Genomic DNA, 22,303 nt, shown 5'->3' with positions numbered 1-22,303 from the left:
CTACTCCGGTGCATTCATCAATAATCGGCGACGGGCCAACCGTCCGCGCCCCAGCGGACGGGCGCGATCCGCAAGGTCGGCGCCCCGTCCGCCTGTTTGTCATAGGCGTGGTAGACGACATAATTCTTGCCGTCGCGATCATGCAGCCAGCCCGCATGGCCGGGGCCGCGCCAGCGCTGCTGTTCCTGAAGATCGGCGCGCAGGAAGATGGTGCCGCCACCTTCCATCATCGGGCTGCCGTCCTTGCCCAGATAGGGACCGGTGATCGCTTTGGACCGGCCGATCACGGTGTAGTAAGTGCTGTTCACACCCTTGCAGCAATAATCATAGGACGCCATCAACCAGTAATAGCCGCCATGGGAGAGGATGAAGGGCGCCTCCACCGGGGCCGGACCCCCTGTAGGGGCGGGACGGCGGGCGATGGAGAAGGGCTTTTGGCCGGGGTGCAGCGGCTTGCCGGTCTTTTTGTCCAGTTCGAACAGCTTGATGCCGGACCAGAAGCTGCCCAGCGTCAGCCAGTGGCGCCCTTCGCGATCGATCACGAAATTGGGGTCGATGGCGTTGAAGTCGTCCTGGCTGGTCGACATGATCACAAGCCCTTCGTCGCGCCAGCCATAATGGGGCGCCCTGGGATCGAGCGTGACACTGGTGGCAAGGCCGATGGCCGAGCGGTTCGATCCGAAGGTGGAGACCGAATAATAGAGCCGGTAACGACCGTTGACGTAGCTGATGTCGGGCGCCCACATGCCGTTGCTGCCGGGGATCGCTCTGGTCGCCCAGTCGGGAAGCGCGGTGAAGACCGGGGCGCCGGCGGTCCAGTGGATGAGGTCGGGCGAGGTGCGGGTTTCGATCAGGCGCTGGCCATGGCCGGTGCTGAAGACGTGGTAAGTGTCGCCTTCGCGGATGATGACCGGGTCATGGGTCGGCGTGAGGTCGCCGGAGAGGCGGCTGTTGAGGGTGGCGTCGGCTTGCCGGGCGGCCTGTTGAGCGCCGGTCGGGGCCGCAAGGGCGATGAGGGCGAGGCTCGCCGCTTTCAAAATGTCCGGTCGCGCCATGCGTCCGCTCTCCTGAAATCAAAAGGGGATGGAGCGGGCAGCGATTCCACCCTCCGCCCGCTCCAAAGGCTTATTGCAGGTCGAGAACCACCACCGACTTGGGCGGCAGCGTGACGGTCAGTGTGCCGCCACGGACGTGCGCGCCGGTGAAGGCGGCGGGTTTCACCACCTGCGGATCGTCGAATGTGTTGTGCGAATTGATCGCGGGGGCCGTCAGGATACGGCCCGACACGCTTGCGGGATTGAGGCCGCTCAGCTTCACCGTGACGGTGTTGGTCTGATTGGGATCGAGATTGGACAGGCCGACATGAACCCTGCCGTCCTTGCCCTTGACCGCGGAGCCGCTGACGGCGGGCATCGTGAACTTGTCCTTGTGATACCATGGCGTGTCGATGTCGATCGGCAGCACCGTGGCGTCCTGCCAGGGCTTGTACATTTCGAAGACATGATAGGTAGGTGTCAGCACCATCTTCCTGCCTTCGGTCAGGATCATCGCCTGAAGCACGTTCACCATCTGCGCGATGGCGGTCATGCGAACGCGGTCGGCATGTCTGGCGAAGATGTCGAGATGGATCGAGGCGATCAGTGCATCGCGCAGCGTGTTCTGCTGACGCAGGAAGCCCGGATGCGTGCCGGGGTCCTGCGCATACCAGGCGCCCCATTCGTCCACGGCAAGGAAAACGCGCTTGGCCGGATCATATTGGTCCATGATCGCGCTGTGTTTGGTGATCAGCTCATCCATGTGCATCGCGCCGTTCAGCGCATCGGCCCAGCCCGTCTCGTCAAAATCCACGGCAGGCGCGCGGGGTGGCCAGCCACCGGCGGGATGGACATAATAATGGAGCGAAAGGCCGTCGAGCCGGTCGGCCGCCACCCGCATCATCGTTTCGGTCCAGTTATAATCGTCGACATTGGCGCCTGAAGCGATCTTCAGAATCTTCGTGCCGGCAGGCGCCTTGACGAAAGTGGCGTAACGCCGGGTTTCATCGGCCGCGAATTCCGGCCGCATATTGCCGCCGCAGCCCCACAGTTCATTGCCGACGCCGAAATAGGGAACCGCCCAGGGTTCCTTATGCCCGTTCCGGGCGCGCAGATCGGCCAGGCTGCCCGCCGGCGCGGTCATATATTCGACCCACTCGGCCATTTCCTGCGGGCTGCCATTGCCGACATTGCCGGCGATATAGGCCTGCGCACCGACCTGGCGCAGCAGTTCGAAAAATTCATGGGTGCCGACGCTGTTCGGCTCGGTCACGCCGCCCCAATGGGTGTTGACCTTGGTCGGGCGGTCCTTCTTCGGGCCGATGCCCTCACGCCAGTGATATTCGTCGGCAAAGCAGCCGCCCGGCCAGCGGATGATCGGCACGGACAGGTTGCGCAGCGCCGCCACGACATCGTTGCGGAAACCGTTGGTATTGGGGATCGACTTGTCGTTGCTGACCCACAGGCCGCCATAAATGCCGTTGCCCAGATGCTCGGCGAACTGGGTGAAGATCGCCTTGTCATAAATCGCGCCGGGCCTGTCGGCGTGGATGGTCGCCGTGGTCGGCTTGCCGTCGGTCTGGGCGTGCGCGCCGGTCAGCGCCGTGGCACAGAGCAGGAGCGCGGCAGTCGTGCGGCGCAGGGCCTTGATCATTCTTCTCTCCCTGAATTCAATCGTAAAATGCGTCGGTGGTTTCACGCTTGCCGCGCAGGAACGCGTCCGCGACGAGGCGCAGCGGGGTCGTGTCCACATCGCTGCGTCCGCTGCGGATCAGCGTGGCGAAGCGGCTGTAGAGGCCCGCATATTCGATATCCTCGCCATGCTCGGTGCCGCTGGGCAGCGACAGCACGGCGCCGCCCTGGCTGAGCTTCAGCGTGCCCGCGTCGGTTTCGACGATGATGTCCCAGCTTTGCGGGCCGGTCTGGCGCCAGTCGAGGTCCATATGGATGTCCGCGCCGCCGGTGTCGCGGAAAGCGAGGTCGGCGGCGATCGGTGCGGCGCGGTTTTCCGGCAGCACAAGGCAGGCGTCCTTCAGGAAGAAGGGGCGCGGCAGGATGTGGGTGACGATGGACAGCGCATTGATGCCCGGATCGAACACGCCGAGTCCGCCGGGTTGCCAGATCCACGCCTGACCCGGATGCCAGACGCGCACATCCTCCCGCCAGACGATGGAAACCTTGTCGATCCGGCGCTCGGCCAGCCAGGCGCGGGCCGGGGCCACTCCGGCGGCAAAGCGCGAGTGCCAGGCCGCAAACAGGCTGACGCCCACCCTGGACGCCTGCGCCTCCAGCGCGGCGACCTCGGCCAGCGTGGCGCCGGGCGGCTTTTCAAGGAACAGATGGATGCCGCGCGCCAGGGCCTGCGACGCCAACTCGTAGCGGACCTGCGGCGGGGTGCAGAGCGCGATGGCATCAACAGCGGGTCCCTCCGACAGCAAGGCGTCCAGGCTGGCATGATGCGGTATGCCGTCCAGCCCCGCATCCTGCGGGCTGACGGTCGCGGCGAGGCTGAAGGCGCTGTTGCCCCGGATCGCGGGGACATGCTGGTCCCGCGCGATCTTGCCGATGCCGACGATGGCGATGCGGATCGGGTCCATGGCCTTAGAGGACTTGGATGGTCACTTCGACCGGCGCTGCGCGCTTCAGCGGGTTGCGCACCGGCAGGGTGAAGGGCGTGGCGAGGATTTCGAACACATCGCCTTCCTGGGTCTGCACGCCGTCGGTGAAGGACAGGGTCGCCGTGCCGTAGAAATGGACATGCACGTCGCCGGGGCGGCGGAACAGGTCATATTTGAAATGATGATGTTCCAGATTGGCCAGGCTGTGCGACATATTGCCTTCGCCCGACAGGAACGGCTTTTCCCAGAGGGTTTCGCCATTGCGCAGGATGCGGCTGCTGCCCTCGATATGCTCGGGCGCGGGGCCGACCAGCAGTTCGGGACCAAGCGAGGCCTGGCGCAGCTTGCTATGGGCGAGCCACAGATAATTGTGCCGCTCGGTCACATGGTCGCTGAACTCATTGGCGAGCGCGAGGCCGAGCCGATAGGGCCGGCCATTGGGGCCGATGATGTAGATGCCGGCGATTTCTGGTTCCTCGCCGCCATCCTGCGCGAAGGCGGGCATGGTCAGCGGATCGGTCGGGCCGACAAGCTGCGATCCGTCACCCTTGTAGAACCATTCGGGCTGCTGGCCGATTGCGCCGGGGGCGGGTTTGCCGTCTTCCAGCCCTTCCAGGAACATGCGCATCGAATCGGTCTTGGTCTCGGCGGAGGCGGCTTCGCGGTGCATCTTGTCGCGACCCTCGGCGGAACCAAGATGGGTGAGGCCAGTGCCGGTCAGTTGCACATGGGCGGGATCATCATGATCGATCGGGGCGAGCAGGCGGCCCGCTTCGAATTCGGCAGCGATGTCGACGGCGTCGCCCTTGGCGATGGCAGCAACGGCCTCAGCCAGCGTGACACCCTTGGCGATGGCGTCCAGCGCCAGCGTGCGGATGCTGTCCACGCCGATCAGGAAATGGGCTGCGTCGTCCTCCGCGGCGATGACGGAGCGGGCGCCATGGTCGGCACGGTGCTGCAACAGGCGCAAAGTCATGAAAAATCTCCTCCCGCGCGCCTCTGCCGGCGCTGGCCAAATTTCATCGAAAAGCAAAATTGTCAGTCATTTGGTAAGCGCGAGACTGCCGCGCGGCGATCTACCTGCCCTGCTGTTTGAAGGTTGGGCATTTATCCGCCATGTGAATCTCCTTATTACTCCGACATATTACAGGAAGCCCGCGAAGGCAATGATTGTGTTTTACGCGGCCGGATCGACTGCTAAGGAGGGGTGCGGAGGAGCATGAATGGCTGAGAAAAAGGGGTCTTTGAAGGGGGTTGAAGGCGCCGCCGCCAAGGAGGCGCGTGGACCCGGCAGGCGCCTGCACGGCGCCATTGCGCACAAGCTGGGAACAGCGATCTTGTCTGGCCAATATGCGCCGGGCGACGTGCTGTCGGGTGAAGTCGCCTTTGCCGAGGAACTGGAAGTGTCGCGCAGCGCCTATCGCGAGGCGATTCAGGTGCTGACCGCCAAGGGGCTGGTGGAAAGCCGGCCCAAGGCGGGGACGCGCGTGTTGCCGCGCAACCGCTGGAACCTGCTCGATCCCGAAGTGCTGGCCTGGGCCTTTGCCGGGGAGCCGGACGTGCAGTTCGTGCGCGACCTGTTCGAACTGCGCGCCATTGTCGAGCCGGCGGCGGCGCGGCTGGCGGCGCAGCGGCGGACCAAGGACGACATCAGGCTGATGAAGGACGCGCTGGCCGCGATGCGCCGCCATACGCTGGCGACCGAGGCGGGACGGTCGGCGGACCGCGATTTCCACAATGCCATCCTGAATGCGACGCGCAATGATGCGCTGCAGACGCTGTCGGCCAGCATCGGCGCGGCGGTCAACTGGACGACCCAGTTCAAGCAACGCGCTCGCGCCCTGCCGCGCAATCCGATCCCGGACCATGTGCGGGTATATGATGCCATTGCCGCAGGCGACGGGGCGGCCGCGGCGGAAGCGATGGGCGTTCTGGTCGATCTGGCGCTGGAGGATACGGCCAGCGCCATGACGCGGTGAGGTGCTGATCCTCCCAAGGGATGGACATGAAAAAGGCCGGAGCGAACATCCCGCTCCGGCCTTTTCGGTTTCGGGAAGGCGACCCTCGGTCCCTGATTACCCGATCTGCTGATCGGGCAGCGCGTGGGTCGGCTTCGACCCCCACAGCGCGTAGAAGAGAATGTAGAGTTCGCAGACGGCGGTGAGCAGGAAACTTGTCTGCAATCCGAAATGGTCCGCCAGATAGCCCTGCACCACCACCAGCGCACCACCGGCGATCGCCATGATCAACAGGCCGGAGCCTTCCTCGGTCAGCGGTCCAAGCCCCTTGATTCCAAGCGTGAAGATGGTCGGGAACATGATCGAGTGGAACAGTCCGACCAGAATCAGCGACCACATGGCGACGGGGCCATGGGCGAAGACGGTGGTCATCATCACGATGAAGGCGCCAACCGAGAAGGTCGCCAGGACATTGCCCGCGTCGAAGCGTTGCATGATCGCGGAACCGGCGAAACGGCCGACCATCATGCCGCCCCAGAGGAAACTGAGATAGCGCCCGGCCTGCTCATGGGTCAGATTGGCGATGTCGGGCTGGCTGACGAAGTTCACGAACAGGTTGGCGACGCCGATTTCCGCGATCAGGTAGATGAAGATCGCCGGGATGCCGAACACCAGATTGCGGTGCGCCCACAGCGAATGTTTCTTCCGTTCTTCCTTGGCGAGACGCTGGGCGGACGCACCCATGGCGGGTAGGGGGAAGCGCGCGATCACGACCGCCAGCATCACCAGCACCACCGCGACCAGGCCATAGGGCAGGATCACAGACTGGGCGTCGGCCAGGCGTTCGGCCTGGCTGATGACCGCCCCGGCCTCCGCCGTGCCGCTCTTCGACCGGCCGAGGATCAGATAAGCGCCGAACATCGGCGCCAGCATTGTCCCTGCCGAATTCATCGCCTGCACAAGGTTGAGGCGCGAGGACGCGGTTTCGGGCTTGCCGACCACCGCGACATAGGGGTTGGCGGCGACCTGAAGCAGGGTGATGCCGCTGGCGATCACGAACAGCATGACCAGCGTGACGCCATAGGAGGGGATGCTGGCGGCCAGCATCATGCCCAGCGCGCCTGCCGCCATGATGAGCAGGCCCGTCACCAGCGATTTCTGGTAGCCGATCCGCTCGATCAGCTTCGCAGACGGGATGGAGGCGACGAAATAGGCGATGAACCACACTGATTCGATCAGCGTCGTCTGGGTGTAGCTGAGTTCGAACACGCTGCGCAGATGCGGCAGCAGCGTGTTGTTGATGACGGTGATGAAGCCCCACATGAAGAAGAGGCTGGCGAGCAAGGTCAGGGCAGGGCCGTAGCGCGTGCCGGGATTATAGGCCGCGGCGGGCGCCGCAGCAGAGGAAATGGGTCCTGCCATTCATCCTTCTCCGGAAAAGTCGAAAAGAAGCGCCGCCGGAACAGGGTTGCGCCCGATTATTTTGTAGGAGTATATCTCTGCCCGCGGCGCGTCAATGGCGTCCGGGAGGAACTGCATGCGAAAGGCCTTTATGAACAGATCAGTCTTGGCAACGTTGTCATACGGTGCCTTGTGTGTGATGACAAGCGCCACTGCACTGGCGGCGGAGGCCAGCCGCGCCCCTGCCGGCACGCTGTCCGACGGCACCGCGATCGAGGCGATCACGCTCAAAAACGGACAGGGGGTTTCTGCCACCATCCTGACCTATGGCGCGACCTTGCAGAAGCTGGCCGGGCCGGATCGCCGGGGCAAGGTGGCCGATGTCATGCTCGGCTATGACGATCTGGCCGGCTATGTCGACCATCCCAATTATTTTGGCGTGACCGTGGGCCGCTATGCCAACCGCATCGCCGGCGGCAAGTTCACGCTGGACGGCAAGGGCTATCAACTGCCGCTCAACGACAAGGTGAACACGCTGCATGGCGGGGGCAAGGGCTTCGACAAGCAGGTGTGGAAGGTCGTGTCGCTGAAGAGCGGGCCGACCGCCACGCTGATTTTGTCCTACATGAGTCCCGATGGTGATTCGGGCTATCCGGGCCAGCTCGACACCACCGTCACCTATACGCTGGATGAGGCGGGCAATCTGGGCATTGCCTTCGACGCCAGAACCAGCAAGCCGACTATCGTCAACATGACTAACCATGCGATCTTCAATCTGGCGGGGGAGGGCGCGCCCGATGGTGCCTTGGGTCATCTGCTGACCATTCCGGCCAAGGCCTTCACGCCGGTCGACGCGAATCTGATCCCGACTGGTGAACTGAAGCCGGTGGACGGCACTATGTTCGATTTCCGCGCGCCCCGCCGGGTGGCGGACGGCATTCGCGACGGCCGCGATGCGCAGATTGTTGCCGGGCGCGGCTATGATCATAATTTCGCTCTGGACAAGGGGGCGACCAGGACGCCGGAACTGGCCGCGCGACTGGAAGATCAGGCTTCGGGCCGTGTGCTCGAAGTGTTGAGCACCGAGCCGGGCGTGCAATTCTATGCGGGTAATTTCCTGGATGGCACGCTGGTGGGGAAGCAGGGGCATCTCTACCGCATGGGGGATGGCATTGCGCTGGAGCCGCAGAAATTTCCCGATGCCCCCAACCAGCCGAAGTTCCTTTCGGCGCGGGTCGATCCCGGCAAGCCCTATCACCATCAGATGATCTATCGTCTGTCAGTCAAGCGCTGAGGGGAACGGACATGACCGAATGGCGCAGAATTGATCGCGATGCGCGCGATATGCTGGGCGAGGGGACGCTGTGGTCGGCGCGGGACAATGCGGTCTATTGGGTCGACATCCTTGCGCCCGCGCTCAACCGGCTGTCGCTCGATGACGGCGCCATCCGGCGCTGGGCCATGCCCGAACCGCTGGGCTGGGTGGCCGAGCGAGCCAGCGGCGGCTTTATCGGTGGGTTCCAGAGCGGTTTCGCGCGGATCACACTCGATCCGCTGGCGATCATGCCGGTCGGCGATCCCGAACCGCATCGGCCCGGCAGCCGGATGAATGATGGCAAGGCCGATGCGAGCGGCGCCATCTGGTGCGGCACGATGGACATGGCGGAGGCGGAGGATGTCGGCGCGCTCTACCGGCTCGATCCGGATGGAAGCTGGGCGGTGCAGGACAGCGGCTATCATGTGCCCAATGGTCCGGCCTTTTCACCCTGCGGACAGTGGCTCTATCATAGCGATACGGTCAAACGGGAAATCTATCGCTTCGCGCGTACGGCGGAGGGCGGGATCAGCGACCGCCAGCCCTTCATCCGTTTTGCCGAGGAGGATGGCTATCCCGACGGGATGACGGTGGATGCGGAAGCGCATCTCTGGGTTGCCCATTGGGGCGGCGGGCGGATCAGCCGCTTCACGCCCGACGGGAAGCTGGATCGGTCGATCGCGCTGCCCGCGAAGCAGGTGACGAATATCTGCTTCGCCGGGGAGGAGCTGGACCGGATGTTCGTCAGCTCCGCTTCCATCGGACTGCCCGAAACGGAATATGACGGTGCCTTTTTTGAGGTCTTTCCAGGCGTTCGGGGCCTGCCGACCCATCAGTTTGCGGGCTGATCGGGCGCCGGTCCCGAACTGCCGCGCTGCACCAGCTTGAAGGTGAATTGCGGCGCGGCGTCGGAATCTCCCACCAGCGTGTCGATCACGGCGCTGCCCATCGCCTCCAGCGGCTGGCTGACGGTGGTGAGCGGCGGCCAGGCAGTGAGGCCGGCGGGCGTGTCGTCAAAGCCGACCACCGACAATTCTTCGGGCACGCGCAGCGTCAGCCGGTGGGCGACGGTCAGGGCGCCCAGCGCCATATCGTCATTGGTGGCGAAGATCGCGGTCGGGCGCTCGCTTCGGGTCAGCAATGTTTCGGCCGCCGCGATTCCGGAGCTGAAATCGAACGACCCTTCCACGAACAGCGTTTGATCGAGGGGCAGATTGGCAGCGGCCAGACCGTCGCGAAAGCCTTCGATGCGCTGCATGGCGGCCCGATGGCCGGCGGGAGGCGTGATCACGCCGATGCGGCGATGACCGAGGCCAATCAGATGGTCCGCGATCATCCGCCCCGCTGCGCGATCGGGGGTCGGAATGTTGAAGCTTTCCCCCATCACCGATCCGGCGATCCGGGCGCAGGGCAGTTTCAGGTCGGACAGGCGTTGGAGCAGATGGGCATCGTCGGAAAGCGGCGGCACCAGGAACACGCCGTCGGGCCGCAAGGCGGCGACAAGGCGGTCGAGGATGGCAAGCCGCTCTTCCCCGGCCAGCGGCATTGGTTCGACCACCAGATGATAGCCCAGATCCCGGCATCGGTTCGCCGCGCCTGACTGAATCCCGCTATTATAGGACGGCGCGGGGTTGTTGTAGAGGAAAGCGATCATGAACGACCGCCCGCCGGCCAGCCGACGCGCCGACTGGTTGGGGCGATAATCGAGCTGGTCGATCGCCGCCGTGACCCGTTGACGCAATTCCTCGCTGACATTGGGCGCCTTGTTGACGACGCGGGACACAGTCTTGATCGATACGCGAGCCAGCGCCGCGACGTCGCGAATGCTGGGCATCAGCGGTGGAAGGGAGGGATGAACATCGGCTGGTCTTGCCATGGAAGGCGGGCGGAGGGAACAGGGCTTGCCTGCGATCATCCGGTGAAAAAATCACCTTGATCTCACAAGTGCAAAAGGGCTAATACCAAGATTCACTGATCAGAACCCCTGGGCCCAATCGCGCAGGCCGATCGACATGATGCGCCCGGGCTGTTCGACGAGCCTGTTCCAGGCGTCGCAACAGTGATCGACGATGTCCTCGTGGGAGTTGAACACGCGGTTCGACAGCCAGTTGTCACGCAGGAACTGCCAGATATTCTCCTGCGGGTTGAGCTCGGGGCACTTCGATGGGATCGGGATGATCGAGATATTACCGGGCACGTTGAGCTTGGGCGTCAGATGCCAGCCAGCCTGGTCCATGAGCAGCACGGCGTGCGTGTCAGGAGCGACGGCCAGTGAGATCTCGGCCAGGTGCAGGTTCATTGTGTCGGTGTTGCAGAACGGCAGGATGAGGCCTGCAGCCTTGCCTTCCTGCGGGCAGATCGCGCCGAAGATATAGGCGGAGCTGGTGCGCTGATCATGCGGCGCGGATGGTCGCGTCCCTCGTTTGGCCCAGCGCCGCGTGATCTTGTTCTTCTGTCCGATCCGGGCCTCGTCCGTGAACCAGATTTCTATCGGTGTGCCCCGCGGGAGGCACGCTTTGACCTTGTCCAGCTCGGCGGCAAAGCCCCCCTTTTGAAGGCCTCAATTGCCTCTGGATCCTGGGCATGATGTTTGGGCCGGGCTGACAACTTGCGGTAGCCCAGCGCCCGCAGCTCACGGCTCAGTGTCGGCCTCGAAACCGAGACGGAAAACTCGTCCCATAGCCACTGAGCCAGATCAATGATCCGCCAGCGCACCACGCCGTGCACGGCGGGGATCGGACCCCGTTCGACCATCTCGACGAGGGCTGCGCGGTGGGCAGCGCTCAGGCGCGAGGGCTGGCCCGGCGCCTTCCGGTCGATCAATCCATCGGGTCCGGCCGCGTTGAACCTCAACACCCAGTCGCGGACGATCTGCAGCGTCACCCCGCCGATCCGTGCCGCCTCGGTACGGCTCGACCCCTCATAGATCGCCGCCAGCGCCAGTAATCGCCGCGCTTGCGCGCCATCCTTCGATTTACGGGCCGCGGCCCTCACCAGGGTAGCGTCAAAGTCGGCGCGAAGCGGGATCGGCATGACAAACTCCAGCTCGTTTGCCACCTTGAATCAGCACCGCTCGGACATGGCAACCCCTTATGAGTCAGGCTTTCCGGACGTTGGTATAATAGCGACAGGACAACGTTGTCATACTCTCCATGCAAGGCAATGTTGGGCATCTCGGGTGGCGGTCAGACGAACTGCACGCGTCAGACTCCGCCCGGGATGGGCTTTTTGCCGGGCCTCAGGGCCGCCGCAGGGTCAGTGTGACCCGCAGCCCGGGGCCGTTATCCGCCAGTGTCACCATGCCATGGTGCAGCCGCGCCACCGCCTCCACCAGCGACAGGCCCAGCCCCGATCCGGGCTTGCCGCGCGCGGGGTCGAGCCGACCGAAGCGCTTGAGCGCGGCGGCATGGCTTGCCGCGGGGATGCCGGGGCCGTTGTCGGCCACCTCGATCAGCAAATGGCCATCCACCAGCGATGCGCTCAGGCCGATGCAGTCGCCGCCCTCCGCATAATAAAGCGCATTTTCGATGAGATTGGCGAGCGACTGGCTCACCAGTTCGCGGTGCAGAGGAAAAATCAGCGATTCCGGCGCGCTGAGGGTGAGGGCGAAGCCGCTGTCCTCGATCAGCGGGCCATAGACCTCTCCCACGTCGCGCAGCAGGTTGCCGATATCGGTGTCGCGCAGCAGATCGCCGCCGAAACCCGCCTCGGTCCGGCTGATGAGCAGGGCCGTGGTCAGCATGGAACGCAGCGTCTGCGCCTCATGATGCACCTTTTCCAGCGCGTCGAGCGCGGCATCGTCGCGGGTCTGGGCACTGGCCTGTTCCACCACGGAGATCAGCCGCGTCACCGGGGATTTAAGGTCATGCGCCAGCCCGTCGGTCATCATCCGAAGCTGCGTCACCAACGCGTCGATCCGCTCCAGCATGGCGTTGATCGATTGGCCCAGCCGGTCGAAGGCGTCGCCGCTGCCGTCGGTCGGCACGCGCCGGTCGAGTGCGCCGACCGCGACGTCATTGGCCGTTTGCGCGATGTCCGACACCTGCCGCGCCAATATGCGGCCCAACATGATGGCGATGGCCAGCGCCAGCACCAGGCTCATGATGAAGGCGACGCTCAACGCCTCCTCATAGATGCGCGCCAGTTGCAGGCTGTTGGAAATGACCATGCCGATCAGCATCTGATCGCCATTCTCCAGCCTGACGGCGATGACGCCGATCGGCTCCGGCTCGTCGCGCCCGACGCGGTAGAGCGACATGGTCTGCCAGCGCCCGTCCGCGGCAAGGCCTGCGGGCCAGGCGCCCACATTGCCGCTGATCGGTTGCCCGCTCGTATCGGTGAGGAGCAGCACGGCGCGCTCGCCCTCCACGCTGCGGAAACGGCGGGTTATTTCGCTGCGCAGTGCCATCGTGCCACCCTCCCGATAGAGGGCGAGCATGTCGTCGCGTGCATCCTCCACCGCCTGCTGGTCGGCGGCGACGACGGTGCGCTGGCTCGCCTGCTGCACGAACAGCAGGACGCCGCCGGTCAGCAGGAACTGGCAGAGAAAGGCAAGGCCGACGAACCGCCCGATGGTCGAGCGGGCAAAGCCGAACCAGCGCCAGACCCGATCAGTTCTCCGGGCCAAGACGATATCCCATGCCGCGCACCGTGTGCAGCATCGGCTTGTCCCCGCCTTCGTCCAGTTTGCGGCGCAGGCGGCTGACATGGACGTCGATGACGTTCGTGCCGGGATCGAAATGATAATCCCACACGCCTTCCAGCAGCATGGTGCGCGTCACCACCTGATCGGGATGGCGCAGGAAAAATTCGAGCAGGCGAAATTCGCGCGGTTGCAGGTCGATGGTCCGGCTGCCCCGCTTCACCCGGCGGGAAAGCAGGTCCATTTCCAGATCCTCATGACGCAGATGGGTGACGACCGTGCTGCCGCTGCCGCCCCGGCGCAGCAGCAACTGCACGCGGGCGAGCAGTTCGGCAAAGGCAAAGGGTTTCACCAGATAGTCGTCGGCACCGTTGGTAAGGCCCTCCACCCGATCCTCCGGCGTGCCGAGCGCCGACAGGATGATGACGGGCGTTTCGATCCCCGCCGCGCGCAGGGCCTTCAGCATCGCCATGCCGTCCATCGCGGGCATCATCCGGTCCAGGATGATCGCGCCATAGCTGCCGTCACTGGCCAGGAACAGGCCGTCGCGGCCATTGTCCGCCTGGTCGATGGTGAAGCCGGCTTCGCTCATGCCCTTGGCGACATAGGCGGCGGTGGCCGCATCATCTTCCACCACCAATATCTTGTGGCTCATTGTCCCCTTTCCGGCCGGACCAGCATCACCACGCGCAATTGATTCGCATGTTTCAGCCCCAGCGCTATCCTTTGCTGGGGATGGTGTAACAGATAGCTACTGGCTTGATCCAGCGAGCTTATCGGTGTGCCGTTCAGGCTGATCACGCCGTCACCGACGTTGATGCCAAGGCGCGCGGCCTGGCCGTTGGTTTCCATGCTGGTGACGATGACGCCGGGATGGCCGTCAGTCAGGGTGACGCCGGGCAGGGCGCGGGCCTTGGCCGCTGCGGCTTCCATATGGCCGTCCGTGGCGTGACGGACGTGAAGGAAGAAGGCGCCGCTCATCAACAATGCGCACAGGGCAAGGCCGGCCAGCAGCAGTCCGGTCGCATAATTGTCGATCGAGCGCTTCCCCATCAGCCTCACTCCCCCGCGCGGCAAGCGCCGGAGAGGGATGTCGGGAGACCATCCTTCCCCGGCCTTGCTGGCGTCAGGACGGTTTCGGTTCGGGCTTGGCCTTCATCCCATGATGGGCGGCATGTGCCATGTGATGGGTCCGGTGATGCGTCGCCATCTTGTGGTGCGAACGCATGGCGGTGTGGTGCATCGCCGCGTGCGAGGAGCCCATGCATTCGTCCGTCACGCTTTTGGAACAGGGCGGATAGGATTTGGGCGCGCTGGGTGCCGGCTGTGCCATGGCGGCCGTACCCAGCCCCAGGGCCACGAGAGGGAAGATCAGATATTTCATGGATCATCTCCTTCACTTTCCGGCGGCGGGAAACCGGGATCGCCGGGCTTTCCGCCGCCGAATGAAGGATGAAGCGCCTGAAGGTCCAAGTCATGTTAAGCTTTGTTCATGCCCCGGACGGAATTACAGGCTTGTCCTGGGCCGCCACGGCGACGCGGCCGCTGCGTTCCAGCTTGCCCCAGCCCACGACCCAGCCGCCAATGGCCGAGGCGATGGCGCGCACCACCACCCAGTACATGATCTGGCGGTAGACGAAGCGCTGCGCCACCAGCAGATGCGGCGGATAGCGCACGTCGCGATTGTCGAGCCGATAGGCGACCCAGCCGCACGCGACATCGATGCTGGTGAAGGCGAGCCAGTAGAGGCCCATCATCCACACATCATTGCTGGTCTGCGCCCAACCATGCTGGTGCACCCGGATGGTGGTCCCGATGATTGAGGTGACGAGCGCCAGATCGATCAGCGGGGAAATCGCCGCGAACAGGATCTGGAACAGCCACGCCTGCGGCATGCCCACCAGCGCCAGCCCGGTCGGCCGCCGTTCGCGCAGGATGCGGCGATGCTTCCACAGGCATTGCAGCGTGCCGAAGGCCCAGCGGTAGCGCTGCTTGGCCAGAGCCTTGAAGCTTTCAGGCGCTTCGGTCCAGGCGACGGCCTCCGGATCATAGGTGACGCGCCAGCCCGCGCGCTGGATCGCGATGGTCAGGTCCTGATCCTCCGCCAGCGTGTTTTCGGGATAGCCGCCCACTGCGTCCAGCGCCGCCCGGCGCCAGGCGCCGACCGCGCCGGGCACCACTGTCATGGCGTCGAAACCGGCCAGCGCGCGGCGCTCCAGATTTTGGGCGGTGATATATTCGACCGCCTGCCAGCGGGTGACGAGGTTCACGCGATTGCCGACCCGTGCGTCGCCCGCGACCGCGCCGATGGCGGGGTCCGCGAACCAGCGGGCGAGGCGCGTGATCGTCTGCGGCTCGAACTGGGTGTCGGCGTCCAGCGCGATGACGATCTCGCCCGAGGCTTCCTTCAGCGCTCGGTTGAGCGCCGCCGCCTTGCCGCCATTGACCAGCGTCAGCAGCGTGACGCGCGGATCGCCGGCAAAGGCGCGCGTGACGATGGCGCTGGTTTCATCCTTCGACCCGTCATCCGCGACGATCAGTTGCAAGGCGGGATAATCGCTCGCCAGCACGCGCCGCACCGACGATTCGATCACCCGCGCCTCATTATAGGCGGGGATGATGACGGACACCGTCGGCTGGTGCACCGGCGGCACGATCCGTTCGCGCCGTTCCTGTATCCAGGCGAGCAGCGTCATCAGCACGGCCCGGGCCAGACCCAGCGAAATGGCGAGGTAGAAGATCCAGCCGAGCAGCGCGCTCACGATGGCGAGCGCGACGAACACGCCGACATCGACCCGTACCGCCAGCAGGTCGCTGGACTTGACCGGCGGCATGGCGGCCTGTGGTGGCAGGCCGGCGAGTTGCGACACCGGCACAAAGCGATAGCCCTCCGCCCGCAGTTTCGCGATGATGCGCGGCAGGGCCTCCACCGTCTGCGCCCGGTCGCCGCCGCCATCATGCAGCAGGATGATATTTTCCGACCGGTCGTCCGACACGTTATGCACCTGGTCGATCACCTGGGAGACGATGGCGTCGACGCCGGGGCGCTGCCAGTCATTGGGGTCGACGTGCAGGCCGACGACTGTGTAGCCCAGCTTCTGCGCCGCTAGTGCAGGCCCGAGTTCGTCCGCCGTGGTCGGTTCCGCGTCACCGAAATAGGGCGCGCGGAACAGCCGCATGCCATGGCCGGTATAGGCCTGCACCAGCCGCTGCGTGGCGTTGAGCTGCAAGCGGGTCGCATCGTCCGACCAGGTGGCGAGATTGGGATGGTCGTAGGTGTGGTTGCCGATCTCATCCCCGTCCGCGACGATCCGCTCAAGCAGGCCCGGATGTTCCAGCGCATTTTCCCCGATCACGAAGAAGGTCGCGGGCGTGTGCATCTGCTCCAGCACGTTCAGGATTTTCGGCGTCCAGACGGGGTCCGGTCCGTCGTCGAAGGTCAGTGCCAGCATCTTCGGGTTCTGCCCGCCGGTGCGCTGCACCTGATAGGGGGTGGGCAGCGTGCCGTAGCTTTCCCGTTCGATGACATTCTGGGGCCCGAAGGTGATGGTGCGATTGCCTTCGGTCGGCGTCGCGGTGATCCGCAGGATTTCGCCCGATCCCTCGACATCGGTGTCGAGCGTGCTGGCCATGTGGCTGAGATTGGGGCGGCCGCCATTGCGCCAGGCGGTCAGGTCGGACCAGACGCCCGGATCCTCGCTGCCGAGCCGCCAGAGGGCGATGCTCTGGATACCCAGGCGCTTCAGCACCAGCAACTCATTCCATGTCGCTGCGGCGTCCAGCATCCAGATCTGGTGGCGCTGTCCCGCTTCGTCATAGGCGAAGCCCGCATTGCCGCTGGCCATGTCGTAGATCGGGCGCGCGTCGCTGTCATGCGCGGCGAGCCAGGCTTCGTCCAGCGACAGGGCATCGGCCGTGCTGTTGCTGCCTTCGGCGCCATGCCAGTCATAGGCATAGCTGCCGAGCGCGACGACGATGCGGTCGGGGCCGATGGCGCGCTGAGCGCTCTTCACCTCCCGCGTGAACCAGTCCTGCGCGGCGATCGGGCCCGGCTCGCCGCTTTGCCAATGCTGGTCATACGCCATCAAGATCACCCGGTCGGCGACGCGGGCGAACTGGGCGAGCGGCCATTCCTCCTGATCCGCCGGCACGGTGACGGCCAGCTTGGCGCCCGCGGGAAGCTGGGTGCGCAGCAGGCGGAGGAAATGCAGATAGGAGGGCATGGCGCTGGCGGGCAGCGATTCGAAGTCCATCACCAGCCCCGCCTCATGGCGGCGGGCGACATAGGCGCCGAGCTGCCCGGCGAGGGCCTTGCTGGCGACAGGATCGCGCAGCACCCGCGCCGCGCCCGTGCCGTTCCAGCTGTCCGCCCCCAGATTCTGCACCATCGGCAGCACCTTGGGCGGGCGCGGCATGGCGGCGATCATCCGGTCGAAGGCCTGATCATTGGCATAATGAATGGGCTCGCCGGGACCGGCCACGTTGACGAGTGCGGGGACCACCCAATCGAGCTGTCCGACATTACGGCGCAGCGAGGCGATGCTGTTTTCCGTGCCCGGCACGTAGAAGCCGACATTGAGCGGTTTGGCTTGCACATGGGTCTTGCCCCAGTGCGGCAGCCATTTGGCGATGTCGCGACGCAGGGTGGACATGCCCGACATGCGCGCGGCATGGGCCTGGGGCAACGGCAGGGCAAGGTCGCGTTCCGACGGCACCGCCACCAGCGTGGTGGCAAAGGCGATGGCGGCCAGCAGAATGGCGAGCAATCCGCCCGCCAGTATCCGCCGCGCCCAAAGCCCCCGGCGACCGGTGGGATCGAAGAAAATCGGTCTGCTCATGATGCGTGACTTGCCTGTTACCCCTGTGACGGGATCGCCTTTACGCCATACCGGACGCCGGGCCGATGGTCCGTTCATGAATTATTGGTCATGATCGGCGGGCGATGTGACGTGCCTATTTCAGGACAAGCTTTTCTCGCCATCCCTTCAGATATGCTTGAGCGAAAATTCTCTACCGCCATAATAGATAAGAGCCGTCTCGATTCGGCATGGGGAGAGAAAGAGGATGTGGCGCTCGGCGATCGGTCGACATTGGGGTCGGTTAAGCGACGCCATGAAGCGCGAATTGCTGCGCGAACCGGAACGCATCCTGTTGGAGCGCGGTCCCGATGCCGTGCCGCCGAAGGATAAGGTCAAGAGCGCCGAACCCTCCCTCGAATTGAGTTAAAATGCCGGCCGGTCTTGCGGCCGCCATTCCTGCCACCAATATCGCGCTCGCATTGCCGGATGGGCGGTCCCGCCCTCCGCTCCACGGCTATTGGGAGTTATTATGTCAGTTGCTGCCCGCGCGGTCTCACGCGCCGTCGATCCGCTTTTTCTGGAGCGCTGGTCGCCCCGCGCCTTCGATTCCTCGGCGATCCCGCAGGAGGATCTCGACACGATATTCGATGCCGCGCGCTGGGCGCCGTCGGCCTTCAACTATCAACCCTGGCGTTTCCTCTATGCCCATCGCGACAGTGCGGACTGGGCACGTTTCGTGGAGCTGTTGCTGCCGTTCAACCAGAGCTGGGTGCAGAATGCCTCGGCGCTGATCTTCATCCTGTCCGACACGAAGATGGCTTCTCCCGGCTCGGATGAGCTCAAGCCGTCGCACAGCCACAGCTTCGACGCGGGTGCGGCCTGGGCGCTGATGGCGTTGCAGGCGACGCGGCTTGGTTATCACAGCCATGGCATGACTGGCCTGGATTTCGAAAAGGCCCGGATCGAACTGGCCGTTCCCGACCGTTTCCGTATCGAGGCGGCCGCGGCGATCGGCCGCATCGCGGACAAGTCGATCCTGCCCGAAGCGCTTCAGACGCGTGAAGCGCCAAGCGGCCGGAAGGATATTGCCGACTTCGCCACGGCGGGCAATTTCAAGGCCTGAGCGTCAGCGATGGGGCGCTCCGTGCGCCCCGTCCATCATGTCCGCGTCAGTGCGGTGGCGGTGGCATCCATCGTCCCCGGCTCCTGATCGCCGGTCAGCGCATAGGACATGTCGCCCCGCCGCCAATAGGCGACCGACTGCGGCCCTTCGCGCACCGCGTCGGGCTGTTCGGGGGCATGGGTCTTCTCATGCACGGCGAAGATCGTCATCCTGCGCCCCTGATCGGTGCGGATCGCCATCAGCAGCGCGGGTTCCCTGTCGGTCGGGAACAGCTGGACATCCGTCACATGCCAGTCGTTGGGCAATTGCGGCATGGCGATGCGGGTGTTGAGCGCGATTTCCCGCGCATCGAACTTGGGCGTTTCGACCTGCGAATTCATGACGGCCCGCATCATGGCGATGCGGTGCGATGCCACCGCGAAGTTGACATAGGCGGGTGGATGCTGGACGCCCAAGGTCCAGACCGCAAGGCCCGCCGCCAGGCTGCTCGCCACCAGCCCCGCCGGCATCAGGCGGCGCCAGCGGCTTTTCTGCGCCGGGATCAGGCGCTGCGCCTTCGCCATCAGGTCGGATGGAAGAGAACGGCGGTCATGGCCCAATATGTGAAGCGCGCTGCGCGTGCTGAGGTCGCCCATGACCCGCGCAGCCAGCGCCGGCTGGCGTGAGAGATGGGTTTCGACCACGAAACGGCGCTCCGCATCCAGTTCGCCGTCGATATAGGCGTCGATTTCCACATCGGTCGGACGGTCAGTCATCGCTTCCTCCTATCAGCCGGAGGCCAGATGCCGCCTGCTGTCCCTGTCCCTGTCCCTGTTCCTGCTCCCGCAACGCAGCCCGCGCCCGCGACAGCCGCGACATCACCGTGCCTACCGGCACGCCCAGGGTTTCGGCCGCCTGCTGGTAACTCAACCCTTCGATCGCGGTGAGATGCAGCACTGCGCGATGATGTTCGGGCAGGGCGGAGAATTGCCGCGCGATTTCGGTCAGGCGGGCATGTTCCTCCTGCCCCGGTTCCAGCTGGTCGATCAGGGTTTCGGCAAAGCGGCTGTTGCGCCGGGCCTCCGACGCCTCGCGCCGTTTGGCGGAGAAAAAGACATTGTGGACGATCGCCAGCAGCCAGCGACGGCGACTGCGGCCCTGCTGATAGGTTGCCCGCCGCTCTATGGCGCGCAGCAGCGCGTCCTGCACGACGTCGTCGGCATCCTGATCGTCGCGGGTCAGTGAGCGCGCATAGCGCCGCATCGCCGCCAGATCGTCCCGGATGTCCGGATCTTCGTCCATCATGGCTGTCTCATGCCGCCCGTGCGACGGGCGTGGCAAGCGGGATCTGGAGGAGTTGGGCGTAGCTGCGGACCACGGCCTCCAGCACATCGTCCCATTGATGGCGCGTCGCCGCTTCCGCCGCCGCCGTGCCCAGGGCCATGCGGCGATGGGGCTGGCGCACCAGCGCGGCAGCGGCCTCCGCATAGGCTGCGACGTCCTTGGGCGGCACAAGCAGGCCGGTGCGCCCGTCGTCGATCAGGGAGGAGGCGCTGGGCACATCGGCGGAAATGACCGCGAGGCCCGATGCCATTGCCTCCAGATTGACATTGCCGAACGCTTCCGTGACCGATGGGTTGATCAATATGTCGGCGCTCGCGACCGCGCGGCCCAGCGCCTCGCCCGCCAGATGCCCCATGAAGGTGGCGTTGGGCAGCCGCTGCGCCAGCCAATTGCGTGCCGGCCCGTCGCCGATGATCAGCGGGCGGACCGCCAGCCCCTGCGCGCGCAGGGCGTCGATGGCGTCTGCAAAGACGCCCAGCCCCTTTTCCAGCACCAGCCGCCCAAAGAAGAGCGGCACCACATCCTCGGCCGTGTAGCCGAGTCTCTCGCGGAACCCCGTGTCGCGCAGGCCGGGGCGGAAACAGGCGGGATCGATGCCGCGACCCCAGATGGCGGTGCGATCCGTACCGAAACGGTCGCCCATTTCCTGCGCGATCGGCAGGGTTGGGCAGAGTATGCAGGCGCACCCGCCGTAAAAGCGGTCGAGATAGCGATTGACCGGCCCGCGCAGGAAGGACAGCCGATAATAATCGAGATAGGTTTCGAAGCGCGTATGCAGGCTGGAGACCACGGGAATGCCCCGTGCAAGCGCATATTTCTGCGCCTGCCGCCCCAGCAGGTCGGGGGCGGAGAGATGGACGATGTCAGGGGCGAAACTCTCGAAATCCTGTTGGGTCGCGCGGGGAAAGCCCAGTGCGACGCGATATTCCGGCCGCCCCGGAATGCTGACGGACCGGACCGGACGGACATCGCCCACCGAATCAAACGCCTTGCGCGGGGCAGTCGGCGAATAGATGCGGACCTCCGCCTGCACCTTGTTCAGCAGATAGGCGACCAGCCGGTTCAGCGCCTGGTTCGCGCCGTCGCGCACGCAATCATAATTGCCGGAGAACAGGGCGACCCGCAGCGGACGGCGCAGCGCGGTGGCCAGAGCGACACGGGATAAAGGAAGACGGGAGGCAGCGGAACGAAGGTCGGTATTGTTATTCATCATGCATATACGCGGTTCGATCGGCATTTATTCCCTCTGCGGCTTGGCGTTCGGGGAAAAGCCGGTAACGTCACGCCGCGATTAAGCAATGCAGGTGTCTTCAATGTCGTTTTTCCGACGCCGCAAATGGGGCCTGACGTTGGCGGCGATCTTCGCGCTGCTGACCGGCGCGGCGGTGTATTGCCGGTATCTGGGCTATCCCGACGGGCCGCTGTTCACATTGGTGCCGGCCCCGGCGTCGAATCGCGACGGCACGGTGGCGATCTTCCTGTCCGGCGACATGGGCTTCAACGCGGGCATGGGGCCGGTGATCGCCGGTCATATGGCGCAGGGCGGGCTGCCGGTGATCGGGGTCAACTCGCTGGCCGCCTTCTCCCGCCGCCGCACGCTTGCCGAAACCGGCACGCTGGTGGAGCAGGCCGTGCGCCGCGCCCTGGCGGAGCCGGGCGCGCGGCAGCTGGTGCTGGTCGGTCAGTCCTTCGGCGCGAACATGCTGTTGGCGGGGGTGGAGGCCCTGCCGCCTGCCTTGCGATCGCGGGTGGCCATGGTCGCGCTGATCGTGCCGGCCGACACCATGTTGTTCCGTGCCACACCGGGCGGGGTCTTCGACTTCGCCGATGACGGCCCGGCCCGGCCCGCTGCGCTGCGGCTCGACTGGGCGCCGGTGCTCTGCATCCATGGGGTGGAGGAAAGCGGCAGCCTGTGTTCGGGCTGGCGCCAGTCCAATGTGCATGTCGTCGGCCTGCCGGGCGGGCATTTCCTGCACAGCGATTCGGCGCTGGTGGCGGCCACCGTTCTGCGCGCGGCAAACATTGCCAAAAATTCAGAATATGCAGAGCGACGCGCAATGTAAGCTGGCCTAAAACAGGATGATCGTTCC

20 protein-coding genes are annotated in these 22,303 nt (G+C 65.0%); 5 read left to right on the top strand and 15 right to left on the bottom strand.

The genetic code is table 11. The features are described from left to right. Positions 1 to 17: 17 nt before the first annotated feature. From HUK73_RS12170 to araD1, 4 genes are all read right to left on the bottom strand, one after another. Positions 18 to 1,055 (bottom strand): arabinan endo-1,5-alpha-L-arabinosidase, encoded by a 1,038-nt coding sequence (locus HUK73_RS12170; RefSeq protein WP_176592128.1) that lies wholly within the window; start codon positions 1,053 to 1,055, stop codon positions 18 to 20. Positions 1,056 to 1,125: 70 nt separating this feature from the next. Next, positions 1,126 to 2,688 (bottom strand): alpha-N-arabinofuranosidase, encoded by a 1,563-nt coding sequence (locus tag HUK73_RS12165; protein WP_176592127.1) that lies wholly within the window; start codon positions 2,686 to 2,688, stop codon positions 1,126 to 1,128. Between the two features lie 16 nt (positions 2,689 to 2,704). After that, on the bottom strand, positions 2,705 to 3,631 hold the full coding sequence (locus HUK73_RS12160) for a Gfo/Idh/MocA family protein (RefSeq protein WP_176592126.1): 927 nt from the start codon (positions 3,629 to 3,631) through the stop codon (positions 2,705 to 2,707). A 4-nt stretch (positions 3,632 to 3,635) separates the two neighbouring features. Beyond that, the gene (gene araD1, locus HUK73_RS12155) at positions 3,636 to 4,628 is read right to left on the bottom strand and encodes an AraD1 family protein (protein WP_176592125.1); all 993 of its coding nucleotides are present in this window, start codon (positions 4,626 to 4,628) and stop codon (positions 3,636 to 3,638) included. Positions 4,629 to 4,875: 247 nt separating this feature from the next. On the opposite strand from araD1, the gene HUK73_RS12150 reads away from it, so the two are divergent. Then, positions 4,876 to 5,631 (top strand): FadR/GntR family transcriptional regulator, encoded by a 756-nt coding sequence (locus HUK73_RS12150; RefSeq protein WP_176592124.1) that lies wholly within the window; start codon positions 4,876 to 4,878, stop codon positions 5,629 to 5,631. A 96-nt stretch (positions 5,632 to 5,727) separates the two neighbouring features. On the opposite strand, the gene HUK73_RS12145 is transcribed toward HUK73_RS12150, so the two are convergent. Further along, on the bottom strand, positions 5,728 to 7,032 hold the full coding sequence (locus HUK73_RS12145; RefSeq protein ID WP_176592123.1) for a sugar MFS transporter: 1,305 nt from the start codon (positions 7,030 to 7,032) through the stop codon (positions 5,728 to 5,730). A gap of 115 nt (positions 7,033 to 7,147) precedes the next feature. Here HUK73_RS12145 and HUK73_RS12140 point away from each other — a divergent pair, with 115 nt between their 5' ends. Together HUK73_RS12140 and HUK73_RS12135 are read left to right on the top strand one after the other, a co-directional pair. Continuing rightward, the gene (locus HUK73_RS12140) at positions 7,148 to 8,305 is read left to right on the top strand and encodes an aldose epimerase family protein (RefSeq protein WP_369805485.1); all 1,158 of its coding nucleotides are present in this window, start codon (positions 7,148 to 7,150) and stop codon (positions 8,303 to 8,305) included. An 11-nt stretch (positions 8,306 to 8,316) separates the two neighbouring features. Continuing rightward, positions 8,317 to 9,174, top strand: coding sequence for an SMP-30/gluconolactonase/LRE family protein (locus HUK73_RS12135; RefSeq protein WP_176592122.1), 858 nt, complete (start codon positions 8,317 to 8,319; stop codon positions 9,172 to 9,174). Here the strand turns inward: HUK73_RS12135 and HUK73_RS12130 are convergent. From HUK73_RS12130 to HUK73_RS12100, 7 genes are all read right to left on the bottom strand, one after another. Next, positions 9,159 to 10,160: a LacI family DNA-binding transcriptional regulator gene (locus tag HUK73_RS12130; RefSeq protein WP_176592121.1), complete on the bottom strand. Its 1,002-nt coding sequence runs from the start codon at positions 10,158 to 10,160 to the stop codon at positions 9,159 to 9,161. The genes HUK73_RS12135 and HUK73_RS12130 overlap by 16 nt on opposite strands. Before the next feature lie 141 nt (positions 10,161 to 10,301). Further along, a protein-coding gene (locus HUK73_RS12125; RefSeq protein ID WP_176592120.1) for an IS630 family transposase occupies positions 10,302 to 11,359 on the bottom strand; the annotation gives its coding sequence in 2 pieces (ribosomal slippage) (positions 10,302 to 10,871 and positions 10,874 to 11,359; 1,056 coding nt in all). A 205-nt stretch (positions 11,360 to 11,564) separates the two neighbouring features. Then, positions 11,565 to 12,857: a HAMP domain-containing sensor histidine kinase gene (locus HUK73_RS12120; protein ID WP_176592942.1), complete on the bottom strand. Its 1,293-nt coding sequence runs from the start codon at positions 12,855 to 12,857 to the stop codon at positions 11,565 to 11,567. A gap of 79 nt (positions 12,858 to 12,936) precedes the next feature. After that, the gene (locus HUK73_RS12115; RefSeq protein ID WP_176592119.1) at positions 12,937 to 13,623 is read right to left on the bottom strand and encodes a response regulator transcription factor; all 687 of its coding nucleotides are present in this window, start codon (positions 13,621 to 13,623) and stop codon (positions 12,937 to 12,939) included. Next, a complete protein-coding gene (locus HUK73_RS12110; RefSeq protein WP_176592118.1) occupies positions 13,620 to 14,021 on the bottom strand; it encodes a PDZ domain-containing protein in 402 nt (133 codons plus the stop codon). The genes HUK73_RS12115 and HUK73_RS12110 overlap by 4 nt, the downstream gene beginning before the upstream one ends. 73 nt (positions 14,022 to 14,094) lie before the next feature. Next, on the bottom strand, positions 14,095 to 14,352 hold the full coding sequence (locus HUK73_RS12105; protein WP_176592117.1) for a hypothetical protein: 258 nt from the start codon (positions 14,350 to 14,352) through the stop codon (positions 14,095 to 14,097). A 106-nt stretch (positions 14,353 to 14,458) separates the two neighbouring features. Next, positions 14,459 to 17,806 (bottom strand): glycosyltransferase, encoded by a 3,348-nt coding sequence (locus tag HUK73_RS12100; protein WP_176592116.1) that lies wholly within the window; start codon positions 17,804 to 17,806, stop codon positions 14,459 to 14,461. A 490-nt stretch (positions 17,807 to 18,296) separates the two neighbouring features. On the opposite strand from HUK73_RS12100, the gene HUK73_RS12095 reads away from it, so the two are divergent. Next, entirely contained in the window at positions 18,297 to 18,890 is a 594-nt protein-coding gene (locus HUK73_RS12095) for a nitroreductase family protein (RefSeq protein WP_176592115.1), read from the top strand. 35 nt (positions 18,891 to 18,925) lie between these two features. Here HUK73_RS12095 and HUK73_RS12090 read toward each other — a convergent pair whose 3' ends face one another. From HUK73_RS12090 to HUK73_RS12080, 3 genes are read right to left on the bottom strand one after another with little or no spacing between them, the layout of a single operon-like run. Then, positions 18,926 to 19,645: an anti-sigma factor gene (locus tag HUK73_RS12090; protein WP_176592114.1), complete on the bottom strand. Its 720-nt coding sequence runs from the start codon at positions 19,643 to 19,645 to the stop codon at positions 18,926 to 18,928. Then, positions 19,638 to 20,174: a sigma-70 family RNA polymerase sigma factor gene (locus HUK73_RS12085; protein ID WP_176592113.1), complete on the bottom strand. Its 537-nt coding sequence runs from the start codon at positions 20,172 to 20,174 to the stop codon at positions 19,638 to 19,640. The genes HUK73_RS12090 and HUK73_RS12085 overlap by 8 nt, the downstream gene beginning before the upstream one ends. A 7-nt stretch (positions 20,175 to 20,181) precedes the next feature. Beyond that, on the bottom strand, positions 20,182 to 21,426 hold the full coding sequence (locus HUK73_RS12080; RefSeq protein WP_176592112.1) for a glycosyltransferase family 1 protein: 1,245 nt from the start codon (positions 21,424 to 21,426) through the stop codon (positions 20,182 to 20,184). Positions 21,427 to 21,526: 100 nt separating this feature from the next. Between HUK73_RS12080 and HUK73_RS12075 the strand changes: the two genes are divergently transcribed. Further along, positions 21,527 to 22,276 carry an AcvB/VirJ family lysyl-phosphatidylglycerol hydrolase gene (locus HUK73_RS12075; RefSeq protein WP_176592111.1) on the top strand — a complete coding sequence of 250 codons (750 nt, stop codon included), beginning with the start codon at positions 21,527 to 21,529 and terminating at the stop codon, positions 22,274 to 22,276. Positions 22,277 to 22,303 lie beyond the last annotated feature (27 nt).

It is taken from the genome of Sphingobium sp. EM0848, assembly GCF_013375555.1.
Lineage (GTDB): Bacteria > Pseudomonadota > Alphaproteobacteria > Sphingomonadales > Sphingomonadaceae > Sphingobium.
Note: the sequence above shows the minus strand (reverse complement) of the source record. Positions and strands in the feature narration are given on the sequence as shown.

Bases quoted from the DNA above. Each gene is read 5' to 3' on its own strand.
- araD1 (WP_176592125.1), bottom strand. From the start codon at position 4,628: ATGACTTTGCGCCTGTTGCAGCACCGTGCCGACCATGGCGCCCGCTCC.
- HUK73_RS12140 (WP_369805485.1), top strand. From the start codon at position 7,148: ATGCGAAAGGCCTTTATGAACAGATCAGTCTTGGCAACGTTGTCATAC.
- HUK73_RS12160 (WP_176592126.1), bottom strand. From the start codon at position 3,631: ATGGACCCGATCCGCATCGCCATCGTCGGCATCGGCAAGATCGCGCGG.
- HUK73_RS12090 (WP_176592114.1), bottom strand. From the start codon at position 19,645: ATGACTGACCGTCCGACCGATGTGGAAATCGACGCCTATATCGACGGC.
- HUK73_RS12100 (WP_176592116.1), bottom strand. From the start codon at position 17,806: ATGAGCAGACCGATTTTCTTCGATCCCACCGGTCGCCGGGGGCTTTGG.
- HUK73_RS12145 (WP_176592123.1), bottom strand. From the start codon at position 7,032: ATGGCAGGACCCATTTCCTCTGCTGCGGCGCCCGCCGCGGCCTATAAT.
- HUK73_RS12095 (WP_176592115.1), top strand. From the start codon at position 18,297: ATGTCAGTTGCTGCCCGCGCGGTCTCACGCGCCGTCGATCCGCTTTTT.
- HUK73_RS12080 (WP_176592112.1), bottom strand. From the start codon at position 21,426: ATGATGAATAACAATACCGACCTTCGTTCCGCTGCCTCCCGTCTTCCT.
- HUK73_RS12085 (WP_176592113.1), bottom strand. From the start codon at position 20,174: ATGATGGACGAAGATCCGGACATCCGGGACGATCTGGCGGCGATGCGG.
- HUK73_RS12135 (WP_176592122.1), top strand. From the start codon at position 8,317: ATGACCGAATGGCGCAGAATTGATCGCGATGCGCGCGATATGCTGGGC.
- HUK73_RS12110 (WP_176592118.1), bottom strand. From the start codon at position 14,021: ATGGGGAAGCGCTCGATCGACAATTATGCGACCGGACTGCTGCTGGCC.
- HUK73_RS12130 (WP_176592121.1), bottom strand. From the start codon at position 10,160: ATGCCCAGCATTCGCGACGTCGCGGCGCTGGCTCGCGTATCGATCAAG.
- HUK73_RS12075 (WP_176592111.1), top strand. From the start codon at position 21,527: ATGTCGTTTTTCCGACGCCGCAAATGGGGCCTGACGTTGGCGGCGATC.
- HUK73_RS12170 (WP_176592128.1), bottom strand. From the start codon at position 1,055: ATGGCGCGACCGGACATTTTGAAAGCGGCGAGCCTCGCCCTCATCGCC.
- HUK73_RS12165 (WP_176592127.1), bottom strand. From the start codon at position 2,688: ATGATCAAGGCCCTGCGCCGCACGACTGCCGCGCTCCTGCTCTGTGCC.
- HUK73_RS12150 (WP_176592124.1), top strand. From the start codon at position 4,876: ATGGCTGAGAAAAAGGGGTCTTTGAAGGGGGTTGAAGGCGCCGCCGCC.
- HUK73_RS12105 (WP_176592117.1), bottom strand. From the start codon at position 14,352: ATGAAATATCTGATCTTCCCTCTCGTGGCCCTGGGGCTGGGTACGGCC.
- HUK73_RS12115 (WP_176592119.1), bottom strand. From the start codon at position 13,623: ATGAGCCACAAGATATTGGTGGTGGAAGATGATGCGGCCACCGCCGCC.